Origin of the sequence: Nocardia gamkensis NBRC 108242 (genome assembly GCF_001612985.1) — a bacterium.
GTDB classification, from domain to species: Bacteria; Actinomycetota; Actinomycetes; order Mycobacteriales; family Mycobacteriaceae; genus Nocardia; species Nocardia gamkensis.
This window is the reverse complement of sequence record NZ_BDBM01000033.1, coordinates 74,194-96,557: the sequence shown is the minus strand read 5'-3', so window position 1 is coordinate 96,557 and position 22,364 is coordinate 74,194. Positions and strand designations below refer to the sequence as shown.

Below are 22,364 nucleotides of genomic sequence, written 5' to 3'. Positions count from 1 at the left end.
TGCCGCCGGGCGCATTGTCGCCGGGTTCGGAGATGTCCGCGGTGCGCACGACCACCCCGACCACCGATCCGGGCGAACAGGCCCGGGCGGCGGGCCAGGCTCCCGCCCCGCGGCCGCGACAGCAGCCGACCCAGGTGATGATCACGATCCCGGGTCTGCCGCCCATTCCCTGCGGGATCTTCTGCCCGCCGCCGGCGCCGGTGAATCCGTGTGCGGGGCAATCGGTGCCCGCCCCGATGCCGTTCCCGGACCTACCCGGGACCGCACGCGTACCGCTCGCACCGCAGCAGCCCTACGGCGGCGCGGCGGCCGCACCCCGCGACCCCGCCGCCCCCGCGGGCCCGGCCGATCCCGCCGTGACGGGCATGCCCGCCGACGCCGGAGCCCTCGGGCAGCCCGGCGCCCCGGACCGGGCAGCCGCCGGATGCGTTCAGCCCGATACCACGCTGGCCACCACCGAATCCGCGCCGATCCCCGGTGACCTGCCCGTCCCCGACAACGCGCCGCGCGGCGACACCGAACCCGCTACCACCACCCCGCCCGCCTCGGCGCCGGAAGCCGAACCGGCGCCCAGCGCCGAAGCCGCACCTACGCCGCCGCCGGGAATCACCCTGCCGTTCGGCATCGTCATCCCCCTGCCCGCGCCACCGGTCGCGCCACAGCAGTGATTCAAACTCCGTATCAGATCACGAAGCAGTAACAAAAAGATCTCGGATGCGGTAGCCTCTCCCTCGGTCCGTAACAAAGGGCTCACAGCGAGTCATGGGAGGGTCACCACACCGTGGGGCGTCATCGAAAACAACCGCCTGCCACCGTCAGACGCGGTTCCGTCATCGCGTTGACCGGATTGGTTCCCGCTGGGCTCGTCTCCGTCACCGCCGCCTCCGAGGTCGGCGACGCCGTCCCGCTGGCGGCCTCGGTTCAGACGCCGGATGATCAGGACGTGCAGGGCGCCCGGCCGCAGTCGGCCGTCGAGCCCGTCGCAGGCACCGAATTCCTCGCGCACGCAATGGCCAAGGCCGCGCCCACCGCGACACCCGTGGTGAAAACCGTTGCGCTGCCCAGTGGGCGGCAACCCGCCGCGATGCCCGCCGGGCCGCTGGGCGTCCCCGGCGTGGCCGTCGCGGCCTATCAGAACGCGGAACGAGTGCTGGCCGCCGAGAACCCCGTGTGCGGCATGCCGTGGTCGCTGCTGGCCGGCATCGGCCGGGTCGAGTCCACCCACGCCTTCGGCGGCAAGGCCGATGCCGACGGCAACCCGCTCAGCCCCGTCTACGGCCCCGTGCTGGACGGCTCGCTCACCGGCAACCACGTCGTTCGCGACTCCGACAACGGCGCGCTGGACGGCCTGGACGGCTACGACCGCGCGATCGGTCCGATGCAGTTCCTGCCCGACACCTGGAAGCGTTACGCGGGCGACGGCAACGGCGACGGCATCGCCGATCCGCAGAATCTGTTCGACGCCGCCCTGACCGCCGGGAAGTACCTGTGCGAAGGCGGCCTGAACATGCGTGACCTGGCACAACAGTCCAAAGCGATCCTGCGCTACAACCACTCCATGGCCTATGTGGCGAACGTCATGGCCTGGGAGACCTCCTACAGCTCGGGGGTCGCACCCCGGCCCGCGGATCTGCCGAAAATTTGACACGCCTAAAATTCCTGCCATGCCAGTAGTTACGGAATCGGACGTGCGGGGTGCCCTCGCAAAGGTCGACGACCCGGAGATCCGCAAGCCGATCACCGAACTGGGCATGGTGAAAAGCGTCGTCATCGGCGCCGGCAGCGATGTCCACGTGGAGATCTACCTGACGACGGCGGGCTGCCCCCTGCGGACGGAGATCCAGCAGCGGGTCACCAAGGCCATCGCCGACGTGCCCGGTGTGGGCGCCATCTCCGTCGAGCTCGACGTGATGGACGACGAGCAGCGCACCGCACTGCGCAAGCAGTTGCGCGGCGACTCGGCCGATCCGGTCATCCCGTTCGCCCAGCCCGGCTCGATGACCCGCGTCTACGCGGTCGCCTCCGGGAAGGGCGGCGTCGGTAAGTCCAGCGTCACGGTGAACCTGGCCGCCGCCATGGCCGCGCGCGGTCTGTCGGTCGGCGTGCTGGACGCGGACATCTACGGTCATTCCGTCCCGCGCATGCTCGGCACCGATGCCAGGCCCACCCAGGTCGAGCGGATGATCATGCCGCCGGTCGCGCACGACGTGAAAATGATCTCGATCGCCCAGTTCACGCAGGGCAACACGCCCGTGGTGTGGCGCGGCCCGATGCTGCACCGGGCGTTGCAGCAGTTCCTCGCCGACGTGTTCTGGGGTGACCTCGACATCCTGCTGCTCGACCTGCCGCCCGGCACGGGCGACGTCGCCATCTCCATCGCGCAGCTGATCCCGGGTGCCGAGATCCTGGTCGTCACCACCCCGCAGCCGGCCGCCGCCGAGGTGGCCGAGCGGGCGGGCGCGATCGCGCTGCAAACACGCCAGCGCATCGCTGGCGTGGTGGAGAACATGTCCTGGCTCGACCTGCCGGACGGCACCCGGATGGACCTGTACGGCTCCGGCGGCGGCCAGGCCGTCGCCGACCGGCTCACCCGCGCGGTGGGTGCGACCGTGCCGCTGCTCGGTCAGATCCCCATCGAACAGGCGCTGCGGGAAGCGGGCGACGAGGGCACCCCGATCGTGCTGCGCGATCCGGAGAACCCCGCCGCCAAGGCTCTGCTGGAGGTGGCGGACAAGCTCGCCGTCCGCCGCCGCGGCCTCGCGGGCATGTCCCTTGGCATCGACACCACCCGGCATCTGTAGCGAGCACGACGCGCGAGACCGCCTGTCGGTGTGCCCTAATAAGCTCACCTCATGCTCACCATGCTGTTGTACGTACTGATCGTCGGCTTGGTCGCCGCGGTGCTGTTCTTACTGGCCAGTGCGGTGTTCGGGCGGTCGGAGGAGCTGGGGCCGCTGCCGGAGGGGACGACGGCCACCGTGCTGCCGGTGGAAGGGATCACCGGGGCGGACGTGCGCGCGTTGCGCTTCCAGCAGGTGGTGCGCGGCTACAAAGCCGGCGAGGTGGATTGGGCGCTGACCCGGCTGGCCGCGCGGATCGATGAGCTCCAGCACCAGCTGGCCGAAGCACAGGCCGCGCGGTGGCAGACGCCGATCGCGCCGGAGTCGAAGTGAGCGCCCTGGCCGACGACGGGCTGGTTCGCTGTGCCTGGCCGCTGGAGTCCCAGCTCTATCGGGACTATCACGACCACGAGTGGGGCAAGCCTCTGCACGGCGACGACGCCTTGTTCGAGCGGCTCTGCCTGGAGGCGTTTCAATCCGGCTTGTCCTGGCTGACCATCCTGCGCAAACGCCCGGCCTTTCGTGCGGCGTTCGCCGGGTTCGCCATCGAGCGCGTCGCGGAGTTCGGCGACGACGACGTCGCCCGGCTGATGGCCGACGCGGGCATCGTCCGCAACCGCAGCAAGATCGACGCGGCCATCGCCAACGCCCGGGTTGCCCGCGACCTCGACATCGGCCTGGACGAGTTGCTCTGGTCGTTCGCCCCACCGCCGCGCCCTCGCCCGCGCCGCGGCGCCGACGTGCCCGCGACCACACCCGAATCCATCGCGCTGGCAAAAGAATTGAAACGGCGCGGATTCCGGTTCGTCGGACCGACCACGGCGTACGCCCTGATGCAGGCGACCGGGATGGTGGATGACCACCTGGCCGATTGCTGGGTGGGCAACGACCGGCCCGGCACGGGCCGACCGGTCACTTTTTGAACTCAGCTATCCGTCCACATCCGCGATAGGGAAGAATGGGACGGGTGTAGCTCGCCAAACGCCGGCGAGCTCACTGGTTGGTGACAACTGGAGTTCCAAGAAAGTGCGCAGCAGACCGCGCAGATCTGGAGGGAGCAGAGGATGGCGGCCATGAAGCCCCGCACCGGGGACGGTCCCCTCGAGGCAACCAAAGAAGGGCGTGGAATCGTTATGCGGGTTCCACTCGAGGGTGGCGGGCGTCTGGTCGTCGAACTCACGCCGGACGAGGCAGCGGCGCTCGGTGACGAACTGAAGAGCGTCACGAGCTGAGTGGGCCCGGCTGAGCACTCGGCCCTCGCCGACGCGGCCGGCGTCCTGGCCTGCCCGGAATGCATTCGGGCGCACCAGGACGCCGCGCCGCTCGGGCTCGAACCGCGGGATCGAGCACTGCGCTGCGGTCGCGGCCACAGCTTCGACGTCGCCAAACAGGGCTACGTCAGTTTGCTGACCGGTGCGTCGACCAAGATGACCGGGGACACCGCGGCCATGCTCGACGCTCGTGCCGCTTTCCAGAGCGGAGGGCACTTCGCGCCGATCGCCGACGCGGTGACGCACGCCGTCACGACGCGCCGGACAAACGGCCCGGTACTGGAGATCGGCGCGGGCACCGGCTACTACCTCGCCCGGGCGCTCGACGCCGCTCCCCCGGCCGTCGGCATCGGACTGGACGTGGCCAAACCCGCCGTCCGGCGCTGCGCCCGCGCCCACCCACGCGCCGCGGCGGTGCTGGCCGACGCCTGGCGCGGGTTGCCGATCCGCGACGGTGCGCTGGCCTGCGTACTCTCCGTCTTCGCCCCGCGCAATCCCGGCGAGATCGCCCGGGTGCTCGCCGAGGACGGCCGCTTCGTCGTCGCCACACCCACCGAACGTCATCTTCGCGAGCTGATCGAGCCACTGGACATGGTCCGGGTCGACCCCGACAAGGACCGCAGGCTCGACGCCGCAATGGCGGGACATTTCGAACCGGTCGACCGGACGCTGGTGGAGTACCCGATGACGCTCGCCAGAGCCGATGTCGCGCACGTGGTGGGGATGGGTCCCTCCGCGCACCACGCCGCCGTCGCAGCGGCGGACCCGGCGCGGCTGCCGGAGTCCGTCGAGGTGACCGCTTCGGTCGTCGTGGGCACCTACCGCCCGGCGGCCTGATCGCCCGGCTCAGCCCTTCCTGATCTCGTCGTACACCGCCACCGTGCGCGCCGCGATGCGCGACCAGTCGAATTCGGAGATCGCCCGCTCCCGCCCGGCGGCCCCGAGGCGGACGGCCAGCTCTCGATCGCCGGCCACCTCGTTCACGGCGGCGGCGAGCCCGTGTTCGTAGTCCCCGGCCGCACCCGCGTCGTAGTGCACCAGCCGCCCGTTGCGGCTGTCGACCACCTCGGGGATGCCGCCGACGTCCGAGGCGACCACCGCGGTCGCGCAGGCCATCGCCTCCAGGTTGACGATGCCGAGCGGCTCGTACACCGACGGGCACACGAACAGCGACGCGGCGGCGAGAATCTGCCGGATCTGCTCGGTCGGCAACATCTCGCGAACCCAGAACACGTTGCCGCGGCGCTGCCGCAGCTCGTGCACCGCCGCGGTGACCTCCTGCGCCAGCTCGGGCGTGTCCGGCGCGCCCGCGCACAGCACGAGCTGGATGTCGGGATCGAAGTCGCGGGCGGCGGCCAGCAGGTGGCCGACACCCTTCTGGCGCGTGATGCGGCCGACGAAGGCGACGATGGGAAGGTCGGCACGCACGCCGAGTTCGGCGAGCACCGACGGCTCGTCACCGGTCGCCGGACCGGGATGCCAGACGGTCCCGTCGATGCCGTTGTGCACCACATGCACCCGGGCCGGGTCGACGGCGGGGTAGGCGTCGAGCACGTCGCGGCGCATGCCCTCGCTCACCGCGATGACGGCGTCGGCGTGCTCGACGGCGTTGCGCTCCGACCAGGAGGACAGCCGGTAGCCGCCGCCGAGCTGCTCGGCCTTCCACGGCCTGCGCGGCTCCAGCGAATGCGCGGTCAGCACGTGCGGGATGCCGTAGAGGGTCGCGGCCAGATGCCCGGCCAAGCCGCTGTACCAGGTGTGCGAGTGCACCACGTCCACCTCGCCCACGGCGTCGGCCATCCGTAGCTGGGCGGACATCATCCGCAGCGCGGCGTTGGCCGCGTGGAGCGCCGGATCCGGTTGATGGACCACGACATCGGGGCGCTCGACGCCCATACAGTGCACGGTCACCTCGCACAGGTGACGCAAATGCGCCGTCAGCTGGGTGACGTGCACCCCCGCCCCGCCGTACACCTCGGGTGGATATTCGCGGGTCAGCATCGCGACGCGAAGCCGGTCCCGCTCGTCGGAATCCACCGCCGAACGCCCGCCATCCGTGCCGAAACTCACCGATCCAAAGTAGACGTTCGGGTCCGCGGCGGCCACTCACGGGCGTTCCACCCGGTAGTTTGGCAGGTGTGAGGAGCCAGCCGCACGTACTCGGGATCGTGCTCGCCGGTGGCGAGGGCAAGCGACTCTTTCCACTCACGGCCGACCGCGCCAAGCCAGCCGTCCCGTTCGGCGGTGCCTACCGCCTCATCGACTTCGTCCTCAGCAACCTGGTCAACGCGGGTTTCCTGCGGCTGTGCGTACTCACCCAGTACAAGTCGCACTCGCTCGACCGGCACATCTCGCAGACCTGGCGGCTGTCCGGTTTCGCGGGCGAATACATCACACCGGTGCCCGCGCAGCAGCGGCTGGGACCACGCTGGTACACCGGCAGCGCGGACGCGATCCTGCAATCGCTGAACCTGATCTACGACGAGGACCCGGAATACATCGCGGTTTTCGGCGCCGATCACGTCTACCGGATGGATCCGGAGCAGATGGTGCGCCACCACATCGATTCCGGCGCCGGCGTGACCGTGGCGGGTATCCGGGTGCCGCGCAGCGAGGCGAGCGCGTTCGGCTGCATCGACAGTGACGAGGCCGGCCGCATCACGCAGTTCCTGGAGAAACCCGCGCATCCGCCCGGCACCCCGGACGATCCGAACGTCACGTTCGCGTCCATGGGCAACTACGTCTTCACCACCAAGGTGCTGGTCGACTCGATCCGGGCGGACGCGGACAACGCCGACTCCGACCACGACATGGGCGGCGACATCATTCCGGCCCTCGTCGCGGCCGGACAGGCGAGCGTCTACGACTTCGCCGACAACGACGTGCCCGGCGCCACCGACCGTGACCGCGGCTACTGGCGCGATGTCGGCACCATCGACGCGTTCTACGACGCGCACATGGACCTGGTGTCGGTGCACCCGGTGTTCAACCTCTACAACCGCCACTGGCCCATCCGCGGGGCGGCCGAGAACCTGCCGCCGGCCAAGTTCGCCCAGGGCGGGCTGGCGCAGGAATGCATCGTGGGCGCGGGCAGCATCCTGTCCGCCGCCACCGTGCGCAACTCCGTGCTCAGCGCCAATGTCATGGTCGACGACGGCGCCACCGTCGAAGGGTGTGTGCTCATGCCCGGTGTGCGGATCGGACGCGGTGCGGTGGTGCGGCACGCCATTCTGGACAAGAACGTGGTCGTCGGCGAAGGCGAGATCATCGGAGTGGACCTGGCGCGCGATCGCAGCCGTTTCGCCGTGAGCAACGGCGGGGTCGTCACGGTCGGCAAAGGCGTGTGGGTGTAGCCGCAGCGAGCGGTTACTAGGGTCCACCCGGCTCGGGCGCCTGCGGGCCGAGACAGAACGGCGCGCACGGCCCCGGTGTGCGCGGCACGGTCGATTTCGAGGCGTCACCGAAATCGGCGGTGCACACCAAATAGACCATCGTCACGGCGAACAAAAGCACCGCGCCGAAAGCGATCATGGTCCGGCCCCAATGGATGGATTTGGGACGACGCTCGTCTTCGTCCCAAAGGAACATCATCATCACCACGTCGCACCTCTTCCGGATCCGTTAGGAACCTGACCTCCACCAGTATCGGTCGGCCATCGGCGTCGCGCTGCGGCTCGAGCCGAATCGTGGCAATGCGGTCGATTTTTCGCGAACTCCGCCGATCACCTGTGGGTTGTGCGTTCGCGAGGAGAAGAGGGCGCGCTGGCCTGAAATTCCGGAAAAACTTCGGCGGCAAGCCTATTCGGCCGGAGCGAGAGCGGCCGTCGACGGAGATATTACTGTGCGGGCGGGGCGACGTTCTGGGTGCAGAACGGCTCGCAGGGTCCAGGGGGCGGAGTGGTTTTCTCGGGGCCGGTGTCGAAATCGGTGTTGCTCACCACCACCATCACGAGCACGGCTCCCAGAATCACCAACAGCAGGGCCAACAGAGTCGGCCGTAGCCAACTCGTTCGCCGTTCGGTCACGACATCCCCCATGACCGCTACTTCGATGGGAGTTAGTTCACGCATAACTGTTTTCCTCACTGGGTTCTTTCTCAGCGCATACCCCGGATTCCGGGAAGGAATCAGACCGCGCGCGAATCACTAACCCCGTGAGGCACAGAGCAATCCGTCTCCGACCGGAATCAGTACACAGGTGAGTTCCGGGTTCTCCGCGATGGCGCGGGTGGCGGCGCGCACCGCCTGAGTGGCCGGATCCCGTTGCGCGGGATCGGGTACGCGGCCGCCCAGCAGCGCGTTGTGCAGCAGAATGGCGCCGCCCTGGCGCAGCAGACGCACCGCTTGGGCGACGTACTCCGGGTGCTCGAGCGGCGCCGCGTCGATGAAGACCAGGTCGTAGGCGCCGTCGGCCAGCCGGGGCAGCACATCCAGCGCCCGTCCGTTGATCAGCCGGGTGCGCGCCGGGGGGATGTCGGCGGCGCGGAACGCCTCCTTGGCCGCGCGCTGATGTTCCGGCTCCGAATCGATGGTGGTCAGCGTGCCGTCCTCGCGCATGCCGTCGAGCAGCCACAATCCGCTGATGCCCGCGCCGGTACCGACCTCGACCACCGCGCGCGCGCCGAGCAGCTGCGCGTACATGCTCAGCAGCGCCCCCACCGAGGGCGGCACGGGGACAGCGCCGAGTTCGGTGGCCCGTTCGCGCGCGCTGATGAGGATTTCGTCCTCTACGACGGATTCCTCCACGTAGGCGAGATTCCGCTCCAGATTCGATGCCACGGGTATGAGGCTAACGCCGGGCGGGTGATCTCGGCGTTCCGGACAACACGCGCCGCCCGCCATTTCCGCCGCCGGTTTTCTCAGGCGACCCTCAGGATCTCCATATCCCGGCCATATCAGGACCAGAAAGAGTATGAGCAACCGACCGTGTATTAACACGGGACGCGGGAACAACGACATACCGGTTGTCTGTTGTATCCGTACGTGACGGTCCGAAGACCCGGGCCGGAGCGAGTCCCCACGTTTGCGGTCCCTAGTAGGAGGTAGCCCCATCCACATGGTCGATGCGGCGCGCGAATACGCCACCCTGCCCGAGCAGATCCTGCCCGTCGAAGCCGACTCCGTCGAGGACGCGGTCGAGCTGAGCGGGACTGCTGCCTTCGATGCCACCGGTGACCGTTCGGCGATGCCGACGTGGGACGAACTGGTCCGGGAGCACGCCGACCGGGTCTACCGGTTGGCCTATCGCCTCTCCGGCGACGCACAGGACGCGGAGGACCTCACACAGGAGACGTTCATCCGGGTGTTCCGTTCGTTGTCGAACTACCAGCCGGGCACCTTCGAGGGGTGGCTACACCGCATCACCACCAACCTGTTCCTGGACATGGTGCGCCGCCGCAACCGGATCAGGATGGAAGCGCTGCCCGAGGACTACGACCGGGTGCCGGCCGAGGGCCCGGGGCCGGAGCAGGCGTATCACGACGCCCGGCTGGATCCCGACCTGCAATCGGCCCTGGATTCGCTCGCGCCGGAGTTCCGCGCGGCCGTGGTGCTGTGTGACATCGAGGGGCTGTCCTACGAGGAGATCGGCGCTACGCTCGGCGTGAAACTGGGCACTGTGCGCAGTCGGATCCATCGTGGACGTCAAGCCCTGCGCGACTACCTTGCGCATAATGGAAGTGAGCAGCGGTTCGCCGCTGAAGCGAACTTAGGGTGATTCGTCGGACGCCGGCATCGCCCGAACCTCGGTCGATGTCGGTTGAAAGGGTGAGCACCGAATGAGTGGCGACTCCAGCACGTCCGGTCCGCCCCGTTTCCGCCCCACCGAGCATCTGGCGAGTGAGGCGGTCGCGGCGTACGTGGACGGGGAGCTACGGATGAACGCCTACCTGCGTGCCGCTCAACACCTGTCGCTGTGTCCGGAGTGCGCGGCGGAGGTCGATGCCCAGCAGCAGGCGCGCATCGCGTTGCGGCACGCGGGCCAGGTCGCGATTCCGACCGGCCTGCACGACAGCTTGACCAGGATTCCGCTCGCGGAGCTGCCGGGCGGCGCGTCCAGCGGCCGGGCGCCCTCGTCGGCTTCCGGCCAGTCCGGGCGTAACGAGGCGGTTTTCGGCTTTCTGACCGATTCGTTCACCGCGACCCGGTGGACTACGTGGTGGCGCAAGTAGAGTTTCCCGAGTGACCACCGAATCGACGAATTCCGGATCGGCCGACACCTCGGATTCGGCGGCCGACCGCGGGAATCTCCGTCCGCCGGACGCACCCGTTCTCGGTCCGCGCCCGGTCTACCGGCCCCATGTCGACACGCATACCGCACGTGCCTTCCGCAGGCCGTCCGGCCTATCCGGTTCGTTCGCCGAGCCCCTGCCGCTGCGCAAGGCGGGTTCGGCGCCGCAAACCGGTCCCGAACTGCAGAACCGTCCGCCCGACGCGGTGCTGGCCGAGGCCTTCGGGCGCCCGGAAGGCTCCACCGAGATCCTGCAGCGCGATCCCGACGCCGCCGACGGCCCGTCGGCCGTGGCCGGACCGGCCGATCCGTGGCGTGATCCCGAAGCGGTGGCACGCCTGGGCGCCCCCGCGGTGCCCACTCCCAAGCCGCAGACGCTGCCGCAGGCCGAGAAGCTCAGCGCCCGCGAAGTGCTGTTCGGTTCCCGGGTCGCGCCCAAGGCGCTGGCCCTGCTCGCGCTCGTCGCGGTCGTCATCGGCCTGGTCGGTGGGCTGGTCGGACGGCTGACCGCGGAAACCGCCTCGACGCTCACGTCGCGGAAGGTGACCCTCGAACAGACCGGTGACGGCACCCGCCCGCACGGCATGATCGCCCAGGTCGCCAACGCCGTGCTGCCCTCGGTCGTCTCCATCCGGGTGACGGTCGGCGACAACGGCGCCACCGGCTCCGGCGTGGTGATCGACGGCGGCGGCTATGTGGTCACCAACAACCACGTCGTCTCGATGGCCGCGCAGGACAAGTCCAACCGGTCCGCGATACAGGTGCAGTTCTCCGACGGCACCAGGGTGCCCGCCCAGATCGTCGGCCGCGACCCGAAGACCGACCTGGCCGTGCTGAAGGTCGATGTGAAGAATCTCACCGTCGCCCAGCTCGGCAAATCCGGCAACGTCCAGGTCGGTGACGATGTGCTGGCCATCGGTTCGCCGCTGGGCCTGAGTAAGACGGTGACCTCCGGCATCGTCAGCGCCCTGCACCGCCCGGTGAAGCTGGAGGGCGAGGGCAGCGACACGAAGGCCGTGATCGACGCCGTGCAGACCGACGCGTCGATCAACCCGGGTAACTCCGGCGGCGCGCTGGTGGACATGGACGGCCGGGTGATCGGCATCAACACCGCCATCCGCAGCGAGACCGGCGGCTCGGTCGGCCTCGGCTTCGCGATCCCGGTGGACAAGGTGATCGAGGTCGCCCAGACCTTGATCCGTGACGGCGTCGTGCACCACCCGACGATCGGCCTGAGCGCACGCACCAAGCAGGTGGCCAACGAGGTCATGAGCGGTGCGGCGGTGGCGGACGTCGTGGCGGGCGGTCCCGCGGCGAAGGCCGGGATCGTGGAGGGTGACGTGATCGTGAAGGTCGGCGATCGAGAGGTCACCGGTCCGGACGAACTGGTCGTCGCGGTGCAGTCGCGCAAGATCGGCGAAACGGTGAACGTGCAGTTGATCCGCGATGGCAGGCAGGTGGACGTGCCGGTGACGCTGGAATCCGACTGACCCGGCGGCCGGATCGCCGGGTAGCCTGGTTACGTGTTCAGCAACATCGGCTGGAGCGAGATGGTCATCCTGCTCGTCGCCGCCCTCGTCATCCTCGGCCCGGAGCGCTTGCCCGGTGCCGTGCGCTGGACCACGCGCAGCCTGCGGCAGGTGCGCGATTACGCGAGCGGCGCCACGTCCCAGTTGCGACAGGAACTCGGGCCGGAGTTCGACGATTTACGCAAGCCGCTGGCCGACCTGAACGAACTGCGCGGTATGACTCCGCGAGCGATGGTGACCAAACACCTTCTCAACGGCGACGATTCGCTGTTCAAGGATTTCGACAGCGCGCTGCCCGATCCGAAGGACCTGTACAGCACGAACAGCGGGATGCCGGACTACCCGATGCCCAAGTTGGCTAAGCCGTTGGAGCGCAACGAACGTCCGCCGATCGACACCGACGCCACCTGATTCGTCAAGCAGACTAGACGCATAGCGCTGTTCAGCTGTCTAGACTTCGCACATGTCGGCCGATGACGTGGCGCGCGTGTTCGCGATCGAGGACAAGGTCGAGCGACTGAAAGCGGCCACCGACGGGGTGGCGGCAGCCCAGCAGACCATCAACGAACTGACCAGGATTCGGCGTGCCGTGATCCGGGAGCTCCATGCCGAAGGCTGGACCTTCGCCAGAATCGGTGCGGCGGCGGGCCTTTCCCGGGCCCGCATCCACCAGGTGAGTACCCAGGGCCCCGCGCCGGAAGGACTGTTCTTCGGGCACGGTTCGCTCACCGTGCTCGTCCCCGAGGTGCGCGCCGGGCGCGTGATCGGCGCGCCCGATCCCGCCGCACCGCAGCGATTGGCCGAGCTCCTGCGCGAACTCGGCTTCAGCGTAGCGGTCGAGCATTTCCTACCGGGCCGCCCGATCGACCTGCGGCGTGACGGCCTGATCGTGTTGGGCGGTCCGGAACTGTCCCCGAGCCTGCGCCAGTTGGTGGCCGCCGATCCGCGCTTGCGCCGCGCGGTGGCGAGAGTGGGGGACGCGCGCCGGGGAATCGAGGACCGGGCGGCTCGGCGGGTGTACCGGCCGGGCGGACCGGAACCGCACGACATCGCCTACCTGGGCAGGCTTCCCCGGCCCGACGGGCGGGGCAGTGTATTGATGATCGACGGCATGCATCCCCCCGGCTCGCTCGGCGCCATCCGGTTGCTCGCCACCCGGCTGGCCACGCTGCACGAACGAGCGAGCAATCACCTGTTCTCGGTGCTGATCGCCTGTCGCTTCGACCGTGCCACGGGTGAACCCCTGGAAGCCGACCTGCTCACTCCGGTCTACCGCCACGACCCCGAAAACAGGTCGCCCGCAACGGGTGTGCGCCGCTGACTCACATACCTCGCTCGACCTCCGTTGCCGGAGAACGGCGTCGGACCCGCCCCTACCGGCGGTGGTGATCACCCGCACGTCGGCTCCACGCGCCCAACGACATTCAGCAAATATGTGGACATCGTAGTTGAGCGCATCCCCTGCCGGGAATCCGGACGGTGGACATCGAGTGGACGCTCCCACATGCCGCGAACCATTCCACCGATCACCTGGTCGTAACGACTCAGGAGCATCACGCCAGCCACAATTCTCTCGTGTGGCACAGGTCACCAACCCTCGTCCGAGCGCGTTCATACAGAGATGATTGAATAGCTGGACGATAACCGCATGTGATAGGTGAACTCTGATGCGTGATCGAAAGTCGATGTCTGCGAGTTCCGTGTCCCTCCTCTCCGTGCTGCGGCGCCCGCGGCACGGCGCCGCGGCCCCCGCCCGGACGGGCGATCCGGCGGTGACCACCCACCGGGTGACCTACAGCGACCGGTTGCGAGTCTTCCTCCGCCCGGATGAGCCCATCGACAGCTTTCTGCGCCCGCTGGACAGGCTGGACGGCTTCCACCGCTACTCGGTGAACATGACCCGGCTCGCCGAGCCGATGCGGCCCGCGGACATCGACCCGGCGATCAGTTCCGCTCCCGGGCGGGAGTACCTGCAATGCACCGGCTCGGCGGACGCTCTCACCCTCGAGGTGCGCACCACCGTCGAGGGCATGCCGCATCGCTTCACCGTGGGCTTACCCGGTCAGCGGCACGGACTGCCCCGGGTGGACGTTCCCGTCCCGGCCTGCGTGCCCACGCCGCGGGTCTATCCGGACGAGGTGTTCACCGCCGAGCAGGCGGCCGAGATCTTCACGGCGTACTTCGAGACCGGCGCCGTCCCGTCCCAGCTACAGCTCCGCGAAACGGACGCCTGAGGTGTCCGGCAAGGAGGAATCGTGAATCCGTTACTGCTGATCGGCGGCGCCGTCCTGGCGGTGGGCCTGCTCGGCCTGATCCTCAGTGTCCTGTTGCGGCCCGCGGGGGCGAAGGCTCACGTGACCGTCGCCGACCTTCAAGCCCGGCTGGCGAACGAGTCGGCCACCTCGCACGAAGCGGACGGCCCGGCGGGCGAGGAACCGCGAGCCGATCGGCCCGACACCGAGCGCGCGGAACAAGAGCGACCCCGCCCCGACGACGATCCCCGGAACGCGGCCGCGGATCAGGACGAGGACCGACCCGAAGCACGCGCGGACCAGGTGCTGTTACCGCATCGTCGCCGCCGCGACGGATAGGTCTCCGGTAACTAGGCTTACGGTACGGCGGATATTCGCCGGCTGTCTCGGGCCCGATGCGCTGGACCCGCTCGCCGAAAGGACCGGATTCCGGTGCGCGCGATACTCGGGCAATTGCTCACCCTGCTGCCGCTCGGGCCGGTCGCGCTGGCTCGCGTGGTGGACACGACCGGCGCCGGGCCTCGCGAACTCGGAGCGGCGATGCTCGTCACCGGCTCCGGCGACGTACACGGCTCGCTGTCCGGTGGCTGCGTCGAGGCGGCCGTCGTCGCGTCGGCGCAGGAGGTCCTGAGCAGCGGCCATGCGGTGACCGACCGGTTCGGCTATGCCGACTCCGACGGGCCGGCGGTGGGCTTGAGCTGCGGCGGCGAGATCGAGGTGTTCGTCGAGCGCGTCGCACCCGAACGACTCCCGCTGCTCACCGCGTTACGGCAGCGGATCGAGGACGGCTCCCCCGTCGCCGCGGCGACCACCATGGACGCCGCACCGGAATGGAAGCTGCTGACGACCGCCGATACCGAACCGTGGCACGACGTCGACCGCGACGCGCGGGCGCTGCTGGCCGCGGGCCGCTGCGGGGTGGTGGGCGCCGACGAGTGCGCGGCACACGGCGCGCCACGACCTCGGACGTTCGTCCAGGTTTTCGCGGCTCCGGCGCGGATGATCCTGGCGGGCGCCAACGACTTCGTGCGCGCGCTCAGCCGCACCGGCCGTCAACTCGGCTACCGGGTGACGGTGGTGGACGCCCGCGAGACCTTCGCCACCGCCGCCAGATTTCCCGCCGCCCACGAGGTCGTCGTGGATTGGCCGCACCGGTATCTGGGCGAGGAACAGGAGGCGGGGCGGATCGACCAGCGCACCGTCGTCTGCGTGCTCACCCACGACGCCAAATTCGATGTGCCGATGCTGGTGACGGCGCTGTCGTGCCCGCGCATCGGCTTCGTCGGCGCGCTCGGATCCCGCCGCACGCACGCCGAGCGCGTCGAGCGCCTGCGGGCCGCGGGTGTCACCGACGACCAGCTCGGCCGGCTGCGCAGTCCGGTCGGGCTCGATCTCGGCGCGCGAACACCGGACGAGACGGCGATCTCGATCGCCGCCCAGATCCTGGCCGAACGCGGTGGGGCCTCCGCTCTGCCGCTGGACCGCATCGACGGACCCATTCACCGCTGATTGCTCAAAGTTGTCTATGGGGCGGTTGAGCACCTGGCCAACGGGCATACCCGGTCATAAAGCCGCACACCACGTCGGTTGCGCGTCCCACTTTTCCTCTTGCACGGCGCGCCGCCTCGGCTCACACTTAATTTGCTGAAAGTTAACTATGAGTAGGTGACGGTGCGTTCGCGCTTCGGCCCCGCCACGCTCTGCCCGGCCCGCCCCACCGAGAGGAGAAAGCGCCGTGACCGCCACCCAGATCGCCGTCCTCTGCTCGCTCGCCGGCGCCGCCGGCCTGGTCGCCACCATCGGACTGATGTACGGACCGGCGAACCGGCGGCGCCGGGTCGGCGTCGCCCAGCACGTGATCGCGGAACAACTGCCCGCGCGCCTGCTACCGACCTGCCCGATCGGCAGGCCGCAGCAGATGCCCGTCGAGCCGTTGACCGTGGCGGAGGCACACGAACTCATGCAACGCCACCGGATCTGTGAACCGGCCGAGTGCGTCTACAAACTCGCGGCCTTCCGCACCCTGATCGAAGCGGGATACATGCGGGACCCCCACACCGAAGGGGCCTGACCGTATCCCGGCGCCGCCACGGTGGTGGAGCGGTTCAGGCCGCCGCCCACGCGGGCCGCAAGGTGTTCATCGGCGGGCGGTCCATCAGGGAGACCTCGGTGCGGTGCGCCGTGAACTCGTCGCCGATCAGCGGGAACTGGGTCAGCGCCGCACCCGAGTCCTGGATGCCGCTGCGCCCGAGCACGGTGCCGAGAATCTGGCGGCTCATCACCCCCAGGTCGGCCAGCGGCCGGTTGCGGTGCGTGCGCACGCCCAAATTGACCTGGCCGATCGCGGACATGCCGAGCCGGTCGTAGGTGTCCAGCAGCAGCCCGATCTCGACGCCGTAGCCCGGCGCGAACGGCACCGAGGTGAGCAGTTCGCGGGTGCCCGCGTATTCACCGCCGAGCGGCTGCAGAACCTGGGAGAGTTCCGGTCGCAGCGCGGCCAGCAGCGGCCGGGCGACCAGTTCGGTGACACGGCCACCGCCGGCCGCGTCCACCGCGCCGCCTTGTCGCAGCGGCCTGCGGTAATAGGCCTTGGCCAGATGCATGTCGCCGACCGTGAGCAACGGACCGAGCAACTTCGGGACGAAGGCGGGATCCGGGTCGATCAGGTCGGAGTCGACGAAAGCGATGAGATCACCGCTGGTCACCGCCAGGGAGCGCCACAGCACCTCGCCCTTGCCCGGGACCGGCTCGAGCTCCGGCACCGCCTGCTCGCGGCTGATCACCTCCGCGCCCGCCGCACGGGCGCGCTCCGCGGTGGCGTCGGTCGACCCGGAGTCCAGCACGATCAGCTCGTCGACCAGCGTGCCGAGCAGCGGCCGGATGCTGGCCACCACGTCGGCCACGGTCCGTTCTTCGTTCAGCGCGGGCAGCACCACCGACACGGTGCGCCCGGCTTTGGCGCGGACGAGTTCGTCCACTCGCCAGTTCGGGGTGTCCCAGGTATGGGTCGTCGCCCAGGCGGGCTCACGGTGTTGAAATGTCATGCCAGACCTCGCAAGGTTCGTGCGGGGGGCCGGATGCCCTGGATCGCGGCGATCATGTCCACGACCCGCCGGGTCGCGGCGACTTCGTGGACACGGAAGACTCGGGCGCCGGCCGCCGCCGACCATGCTGTTGCCGCCAATGTGCCCTCCAGCCGTTCGGAAAGACCGACACCTAAAGTCTCCCCGATGAAATCCTTGTTGCTCAGCGCCATCAAGAGTGGCCATCCGGTTTTTACAAGAACGTCGACTCGGCGCAACAGTTCGAGCCCGTGATAGGTGTTCTTGCCGAAATCGTGCGTCGGATCGATCAGAATCGAATCCCGGCGCACCCCGGCCGCGAGCGCGTTCTCCGCGGCCTGCACCACGGTTTCGGTGACCTCACTCACCACGTCGGCGTAGCGGACCCGATGCGGCCGGGTGCGCGGCACCGCGCCACCGGTGTGGCTGCACACCACACCGGCGCCGTGCGCGGCGGCCACCGAAACGAGATCGGGATCGGCGCCCGCCCAGGTGTCGTTGATCAGATCCGCCCCCTCGCCCACCGCCGCCAGCGCCACCTCGGCCCGCCAGGTGTCGACGCTGATCAGTAGCTGCGGGTACTTCGCGCGGATGGCCGCGACGAACGGCACCACCCGGCGCGTCTCCTCGGCCGCGTCCACCGAATCGCCCGGCCCGGCTTTCACCCCGCCGATGTCGACGAGGTCGGCGCCCTCGTCCACCGCGCGCGCCACGGCCTCCATCGCCGCCGCGTCGGTGAACGTGGCGCCGCGGTCGTAGAACGAGTCCGGCGTGCGATTCACGATCGCCATCACCAGCGCTCGATCCGTCGCCACCGGCCTGCCGCACAGCGTGGGAAGCGGCGCCGCGGTCGAGCTGAACATGTCAACGACTGTAGCCAGTCCGTCACTCCGGGTCTTCAGGCCGTGCTGATCTTGCCCCTCAGCTCTTGGGCGCCCGTCCCGCCGCTACCTCGGCGGCATAGTCGTCGTAGGCGGGGACATAGCCCTCGGTGCGGCCCGCGAGGACGTACAGCGTGCTGTCGGGGTCCGGGGCATACCCCTGCTTGCGCAGTTCGACCTTGCGGCTTTTGAACGTGGAGGTCTGCTCCAGTTCGTGGACGATACGAATGAACAGGGGCACGGCATACCCCGGCAATTGCTGGTAGACCAGCTTCGCCACCGCCGCCCCGTCGAATTCCGCGCCGGGACGCAGCGTCACCGCGGCCATGCCCGCCTTGCCGTCCGTCCCGGGGATGTCCACGCCGTAGACCACCGCTTGGGCGATCTGCTCCGCCTTGCTCAGCGCGCCCTCCACCTCGGTGGTCGCCACGTTCTCGCCCTTCCAGCGGAACGTGTCGCCGAGCCGGTCGACGAACGCGATGTGATGCCAGCCCTGCTCCCGGACCAGGTCGCCGGTGTCGAACCAGACGTCCCCGGCCTGGAAGCCGTCGCGCACCAGCTTGGCCTCGGTGGCGTCCTTGTCGGTGTAACCGTCGAACGGCGAGCGGTCGGTCACCTTGGCCAGCAGCAGCCCGACCTCGCCGGTGCCGACCCGGCGCAAACGGCCCTTGTTGTCCCGCTTGGCTTTCCCGGTCTCCTCGTCGTACTCCACGACGGCGTACGGCAGCGGACCGAAACCTGCCGTGCGATCCACGCCGAAGGCGTTGACGAACGCGATGTTCGCCTCGCTCGCGCCGTAGAACTCCACGATCCGTTCGATGCCGAACCGGGATTTGAACTCGTCCCACAGTTCCGGACGCAGCCCGTTGCCGACGGCGAGCCGGACCAGGTGCTGGCGATCGGTCGGCTTGGCGGGCTGGTTGACCAGGTAGCGGCACAGCTCGCCGATGTAGATGAACGCCGTGGCCTGCTCGCGGATGACCTCGTCCCAGAACCGGGACGCGGAGAAACCACGGCCGAGCGCGAGTGTGCCGCCGGAGGCCAGCACCGCGGACAACGCGACGGTGAGCGCGTTGTTGTGGTACAGCGGCAGGCAGCAGTACAGAGTGTCGTTGCCGCGCAGGCGAATTCCCAGGCCGCCCAGGCCTGCCATGCTCTTGGTCCAGCGCAGATGGGTCATCACGCTGGCCTTGGGCAGTCCGGTGGTGCCGGAGGTGAAGATGAGGAACGCCCGCTCCCGCGCGGTGATCTCCGCACAACTCGGTGGATCGGCGTCGTCGGCGTCACGGGCCGCCTCGTGGAGTTCGTCGGCGGCGAGGACGTCGGCGGGTGGCTCGGGCAGCGAGTCGATCGCGTCGGCGCATTCCGCGCCCACCACGTTCAGCACGCTGTCGAGCAGGCCGAAGCTGTGCGCCAGCACGTTGTCGCGCTGATGGTGGTTGAGCAACCCCACGGTGGCACCGAGCTTGACCGTGGCCAGCACGACGAACAGTGTCTCCGGCCGGTTGGTCATCAGCACGCCGACCACGTCGCCGCGCCGCACCCCCCGGTCCGCGAGCACGCTCGCATACCGGTTCACCTGCGCGTTGGCCTGACCGTAGGTGAAGGTCGCCCCCTCGAACCGCAGGAACAACCGATCCGGATGCCGGTGGGCGTTGCGCTGGAAATACAGCCCCACCGAGGACTCGGAATCCGCCGTCACCAGCATGCTCATCGCGTTGCGGAGCATGCCCGGCGCGTCAAGGGCCATCCCGGGAAGATTTCGGGCGAGGTCGAACAAACTCACCGTCGAGCGGGCGTCGGTGCTCACGTCTTCAGCTCTCCTCACTGGGTCCGCGCCGCCTCCAGTGCCGCGAACGCGGACGGGAGATCGGTCACCACGGTAATCCGGTCCAATGCCGTCTGGGGAACGAACTTCCGCTCGTACAACTCGTCCAGCCAGGAGAACAACCCGCGGAAGAAACCATTGGGATCCAGCACAACAACGGACTTCTCGTGCTGTCCCAGATACCCGCCGGTCCAGGCCTCGAAGAACTCCTCCAGCGTGCCGATGCCGCCGGGCAGGGTGAGGAAGGCGTCGGCGCGGTCCTCCATCACCTGCTTGCGCTGGCGCATGGTGTCGGTGACCACCAACTCGTCGGCGTCGACGTCGGCGACCTCCCGGTGCACCAGGTGTTTCGGGATCACGCCGATGGTGTTCGCGCCGCCCGCGCGCGCCGCGGTGGCGACCGCGCCCATCATCGAGACGTGCCCGCCGCCGGACACCAGTTGCCAACCGCGCCGGGCGATCTCGGTGCCCACCCGGGCGGCAAGCGAGAGGTAGTCCTGGTCGGTGGTGCTCGCCGAGCAGTAGACACAGACGGCGAAAGGCCGATCGCTCACCACTGATCCTCCGTCCCGATCGCGTCCTCGGCGCCACCCGCCTCCGCGGCGGCCTGGATGATGTGCACGACCTCCTCGACGCTGTCGGTCACGTGCAGCAGACCGAGGTCGCCGGGGGCGATCTTGCCCGAACCGCCGAGCGAATCGCGCAGCCAATCGACCAGGCCCGCCCAGTACCTGGTGCCGAACAGGATGATGGGAAACCGGGTGATCTTGTGCGTCTGCACCAGCGTCAGCGCCTCGAACAACTCGTCGAGCGTGCCGAAACCGCCGGGCAGGCAGATGAACGCCTGCGAGTACTTCACGAACATCGTCTTGCGGACGAAGAAGTACCGGAAATTGATGCCCAGGTCGACCCAGTCGTTGAGGCTCTGCTCGAACGGCAGCTCGATGCCGAGGCCGATCGAGTAGCCGCCCGCCTCGCAGGCGCCCCGGTTCGCCGCCTCCATCGCGCCGGGGCCGCCGCCGGTGATCACCGCGAAACCGGCCCGCGCCAGCGCGGCGCCGATGGCCCGCCCTGCCTGGTATTCCGGGTGGTCGGCGGACGTGCGCGCGGAACCGAAGACGGTCACCGCCCGCGGCACCTCGGCGAGCGCGCCGAAGCCCTCGACGAACTCGGCTTGGATGCGCAGCACGCGCCATGGATCGGTGTGTACCCAGTCGGTGTCGCCACGCTTGTCCAGCAGGTGCCGGTCGGCGGTGCCCACGCCGTCGGCCCGCTCGCGGCGAAACATGATCGGGCCGCGGAATTTCGGTGTCGACTTGGGTTTGGGGGCGACCTCACGGTCCGCGGCGTCGGTGGACATGCGTTCCACGCTACCGTCCGGCAAGGCGGACCCAGGGGCTGGACGGGAGAAGTCGTCCGGCGTTCAGCCGGGCGAAGGCCGGCCGAGACGCGGCCGCAATCTCGGCGTTCGGCGCGCACGTCACGGTACGGATCACGCCGGGTCGGACACTGGATCGCGGCGTTCGACGCGGACGCGGCCCGCGGAGGAGTCGGCCACTCCACGAACCGCCGCGCCGCCCCGCCTCGCCCGAGTCACTCTCCGTCCGGCCTCGGTGGGTACGTGATGACGGCGGCGCTCGCGATTCCGACGCCGGGGAAAGGCGCTCCCTGCGCTAATCGGGCCAGGCGGGCGGGCGCTTCGCCAGGAAGGCCGCCATTCCTTCACGGGCGCCGGGGAGTTGAGCGGCGGCGGCCATGACTTCCAGGGCGAGCGTGTAGGCGTCCGCTTCGGGACGGTCGAGCTGGCTGTAGAGAGTGCGTTTGCCGAGTGCCTTGCTGGCCCGGCTGCCCCGGGTGGCGCGGGCGAGCAACGCAGCCACGGCAGTGTCCAGCTCGGCGTCCGGCACCGCTCGGTTGATAAGGCCCCACTGTTCGGCGGTGCGGGCATCGATCGGGTCGCCGGTGAGGGCCATTTCCATCAGGCGTTTACGTCCGACGGCGCGGGCCACCGGCACCGCGGGGGTGTGGCAGAACCAGCCACCCTTGCCGCCGGGGAGCGCGAAACCGGCGGATTCTGCGGCGACGGCCAGATCGCAGGAGGCCACCAGCTGGCAGCCTGCGGCCGTGGCCAGACCGTGTACCCGGGCGATCACCACCTGCGGCACCGACTGGATGGTCGACATGAGTTCGGTGCACAGCGTGAGCAGTTCCCGCACGCCGAGCAAGTCGCGCGCGGCGACATCGGCGAAATCGTGGCCCGCGCAGAACACCGGGCCGCGCGCCCCGAGCACTATCCCGGTGGCGTCGGTCTCCCCTGCGGCCCGGAACGAGGCGAGCAGTTCGGCCAGGTGGTCACCCGACAGCGCGTTGCGCCGCTCCGGCCGGTTCATGGTGATGCGCACAGTGTCGCCGTCCCGCGCGACCAGCAGATGCCGATACTCCAAGGCGGTCATATCTCCACCGTAGATCTCTG

At 69.2% G+C, this 22,364-nt stretch carries 26 protein-coding genes and 1 pseudogene; 17 read left to right on the top strand and 10 right to left on the bottom strand.

Annotated features, from left to right (window positions below):
• The 7 genes and pseudogenes from NG1_RS24725 to NG1_RS24700 form a co-directional block, all read left to right on the top strand.
• Positions 1-668, top strand: a pseudogene (locus NG1_RS24725) (lytic transglycosylase); the annotation flags it as partial.
• Between the two features lie 113 nt (positions 669-781).
• Positions 782-1,645, top strand: a complete 864-nt coding sequence (locus NG1_RS24720; protein ID WP_062974597.1) for a lytic transglycosylase domain-containing protein — start codon at positions 782-784, stop codon at positions 1,643-1,645.
• A 19-nt stretch (positions 1,646-1,664) separates the two neighbouring features.
• Positions 1,665-2,801, top strand: a complete 1,137-nt coding sequence (locus NG1_RS24715; RefSeq protein ID WP_062974595.1) for an Mrp/NBP35 family ATP-binding protein — start codon at positions 1,665-1,667, stop codon at positions 2,799-2,801.
• Positions 2,802-2,852: 51 nt separating this feature from the next.
• Positions 2,853-3,173 (top strand): DivIVA domain-containing protein, encoded by a 321-nt coding sequence (locus tag NG1_RS24710; RefSeq protein WP_040869480.1) that lies wholly within the window; start codon positions 2,853-2,855, stop codon positions 3,171-3,173.
• The gene (locus NG1_RS24705; protein ID WP_051175508.1) at positions 3,140-3,763 is read left to right on the top strand and encodes a DNA-3-methyladenine glycosylase I; all 624 of its coding nucleotides are present in this window, start codon (positions 3,140-3,142) and stop codon (positions 3,761-3,763) included. Before NG1_RS24710 ends, NG1_RS24705 begins: the two co-directional genes overlap by 34 nt.
• 141 nt (positions 3,764-3,904) lie before the next feature.
• Positions 3,905-4,072 carry a DUF3117 domain-containing protein gene (locus NG1_RS35890; RefSeq protein WP_011211259.1) on the top strand — a complete coding sequence of 56 codons (168 nt, stop codon included), beginning with the start codon at positions 3,905-3,907 and terminating at the stop codon, positions 4,070-4,072.
• Positions 4,073-4,948: a putative RNA methyltransferase gene (locus NG1_RS24700; protein ID WP_062974592.1), complete on the top strand. Its 876-nt coding sequence runs from the start codon at positions 4,073-4,075 to the stop codon at positions 4,946-4,948.
• A gap of 9 nt (positions 4,949-4,957) precedes the next feature.
• Here the strand turns inward: NG1_RS24700 and glgA are convergent, their stop codons facing one another.
• Positions 4,958-6,112, bottom strand: coding sequence for a glycogen synthase (glgA, locus tag NG1_RS24695; RefSeq protein ID WP_062974625.1), 1,155 nt, complete (start codon positions 6,110-6,112; stop codon positions 4,958-4,960).
• Positions 6,113-6,249: 137 nt separating this feature from the next.
• Between glgA and glgC the strand changes: the two genes are divergently transcribed.
• Positions 6,250-7,464, top strand: a complete 1,215-nt coding sequence (glgC, locus tag NG1_RS24690; protein WP_040869486.1) for a glucose-1-phosphate adenylyltransferase — start codon at positions 6,250-6,252, stop codon at positions 7,462-7,464.
• A 16-nt stretch (positions 7,465-7,480) separates the two neighbouring features.
• On the opposite strand, the gene NG1_RS24685 is transcribed toward glgC, so the two are convergent.
• The 3 genes from NG1_RS24685 to NG1_RS24675 all read right to left on the bottom strand — a co-directional run bounded on the left by NG1_RS24685 (position 7,481) and on the right by NG1_RS24675 (position 8,889).
• Positions 7,481-7,705, bottom strand: coding sequence for a hypothetical protein (locus NG1_RS24685; protein WP_157114204.1), 225 nt, complete (start codon positions 7,703-7,705; stop codon positions 7,481-7,483).
• A gap of 242 nt (positions 7,706-7,947) precedes the next feature.
• Complete coding sequence (locus NG1_RS24680; RefSeq protein ID WP_157114203.1) at positions 7,948-8,181, bottom strand: hypothetical protein; 234 nt, start codon at positions 8,179-8,181, stop codon at positions 7,948-7,950.
• A 75-nt stretch (positions 8,182-8,256) separates the two neighbouring features.
• Entirely contained in the window at positions 8,257-8,889 is a 633-nt protein-coding gene (locus NG1_RS24675; RefSeq protein WP_373686147.1) for an O-methyltransferase, read from the bottom strand.
• A 277-nt stretch (positions 8,890-9,166) separates the two neighbouring features.
• Between NG1_RS24675 and sigE the strand changes: the two genes are divergently transcribed.
• From sigE to NG1_RS24630, 9 genes are all read left to right on the top strand, one after another.
• On the top strand, positions 9,167-9,826 hold the full coding sequence (gene sigE / locus NG1_RS24670) for an RNA polymerase sigma factor SigE (RefSeq protein WP_062974586.1): 660 nt from the start codon (positions 9,167-9,169) through the stop codon (positions 9,824-9,826).
• Positions 9,827-9,887: 61 nt separating this feature from the next.
• The gene (locus NG1_RS24665; protein ID WP_062974584.1) at positions 9,888-10,280 is read left to right on the top strand and encodes a hypothetical protein; all 393 of its coding nucleotides are present in this window, start codon (positions 9,888-9,890) and stop codon (positions 10,278-10,280) included.
• Between the two features lie 10 nt (positions 10,281-10,290).
• Positions 10,291-11,829: a S1C family serine protease gene (locus NG1_RS24660; protein WP_062974582.1), complete on the top strand. Its 1,539-nt coding sequence runs from the start codon at positions 10,291-10,293 to the stop codon at positions 11,827-11,829.
• A gap of 33 nt (positions 11,830-11,862) precedes the next feature.
• On the top strand, positions 11,863-12,279 hold the full coding sequence (gene tatB, locus NG1_RS24655) for a Sec-independent protein translocase protein TatB (RefSeq protein WP_040869494.1): 417 nt from the start codon (positions 11,863-11,865) through the stop codon (positions 12,277-12,279).
• A 52-nt stretch (positions 12,280-12,331) separates the two neighbouring features.
• Positions 12,332-13,189, top strand: a complete 858-nt coding sequence (locus NG1_RS24650) for a hypothetical protein (protein WP_040869495.1) — start codon at positions 12,332-12,334, stop codon at positions 13,187-13,189.
• A gap of 364 nt (positions 13,190-13,553) precedes the next feature.
• Positions 13,554-14,102, top strand: a complete 549-nt coding sequence (locus tag NG1_RS24645) for a hypothetical protein (protein WP_157114202.1) — start codon at positions 13,554-13,556, stop codon at positions 14,100-14,102.
• A gap of 21 nt (positions 14,103-14,123) precedes the next feature.
• Positions 14,124-14,459, top strand: a complete 336-nt coding sequence (locus NG1_RS24640; protein ID WP_062974578.1) for a hypothetical protein — start codon at positions 14,124-14,126, stop codon at positions 14,457-14,459.
• A gap of 93 nt (positions 14,460-14,552) precedes the next feature.
• Positions 14,553-15,629, top strand: coding sequence for an XdhC family protein (locus NG1_RS24635; protein WP_062974575.1), 1,077 nt, complete (start codon positions 14,553-14,555; stop codon positions 15,627-15,629).
• 226 nt (positions 15,630-15,855) lie between these two features.
• Complete coding sequence (locus NG1_RS24630) at positions 15,856-16,191, top strand: hypothetical protein (protein WP_062974574.1); 336 nt, start codon at positions 15,856-15,858, stop codon at positions 16,189-16,191.
• A 34-nt stretch (positions 16,192-16,225) separates the two neighbouring features.
• Here NG1_RS24630 and NG1_RS24625 read toward each other — a convergent pair whose 3' ends face one another.
• The 6 genes from NG1_RS24625 to NG1_RS24600 all read right to left on the bottom strand — a co-directional run bounded on the left by NG1_RS24625 (position 16,226) and on the right by NG1_RS24600 (position 22,344).
• Positions 16,226-17,164, bottom strand: a complete 939-nt coding sequence (locus tag NG1_RS24625) for a glucosyl-3-phosphoglycerate synthase (RefSeq protein ID WP_062974573.1) — start codon at positions 17,162-17,164, stop codon at positions 16,226-16,228.
• Positions 17,161-18,045, bottom strand: coding sequence for a dihydropteroate synthase (gene folP, locus NG1_RS24620; RefSeq protein ID WP_062974572.1), 885 nt, complete (start codon positions 18,043-18,045; stop codon positions 17,161-17,163). Before folP ends, NG1_RS24625 begins: the two co-directional genes overlap by 4 nt.
• 58 nt (positions 18,046-18,103) lie before the next feature.
• On the bottom strand, positions 18,104-19,873 hold the full coding sequence (locus NG1_RS24615; protein WP_084499164.1) for a long-chain-acyl-CoA synthetase: 1,770 nt from the start codon (positions 19,871-19,873) through the stop codon (positions 18,104-18,106).
• Between the two features lie 14 nt (positions 19,874-19,887).
• The gene (locus tag NG1_RS24610) at positions 19,888-20,448 is read right to left on the bottom strand and encodes an LOG family protein (RefSeq protein WP_040869508.1); all 561 of its coding nucleotides are present in this window, start codon (positions 20,446-20,448) and stop codon (positions 19,888-19,890) included.
• Positions 20,442-21,251, bottom strand: coding sequence for an LOG family protein (locus NG1_RS24605; RefSeq protein ID WP_062974569.1), 810 nt, complete (start codon positions 21,249-21,251; stop codon positions 20,442-20,444). Before NG1_RS24605 ends, NG1_RS24610 begins: the two co-directional genes overlap by 7 nt.
• A gap of 313 nt (positions 21,252-21,564) precedes the next feature.
• Entirely contained in the window at positions 21,565-22,344 is a 780-nt protein-coding gene (locus NG1_RS24600; protein WP_062974622.1) for an enoyl-CoA hydratase-related protein, read from the bottom strand.
• Positions 22,345-22,364: the final 20 nt, after the last annotated feature.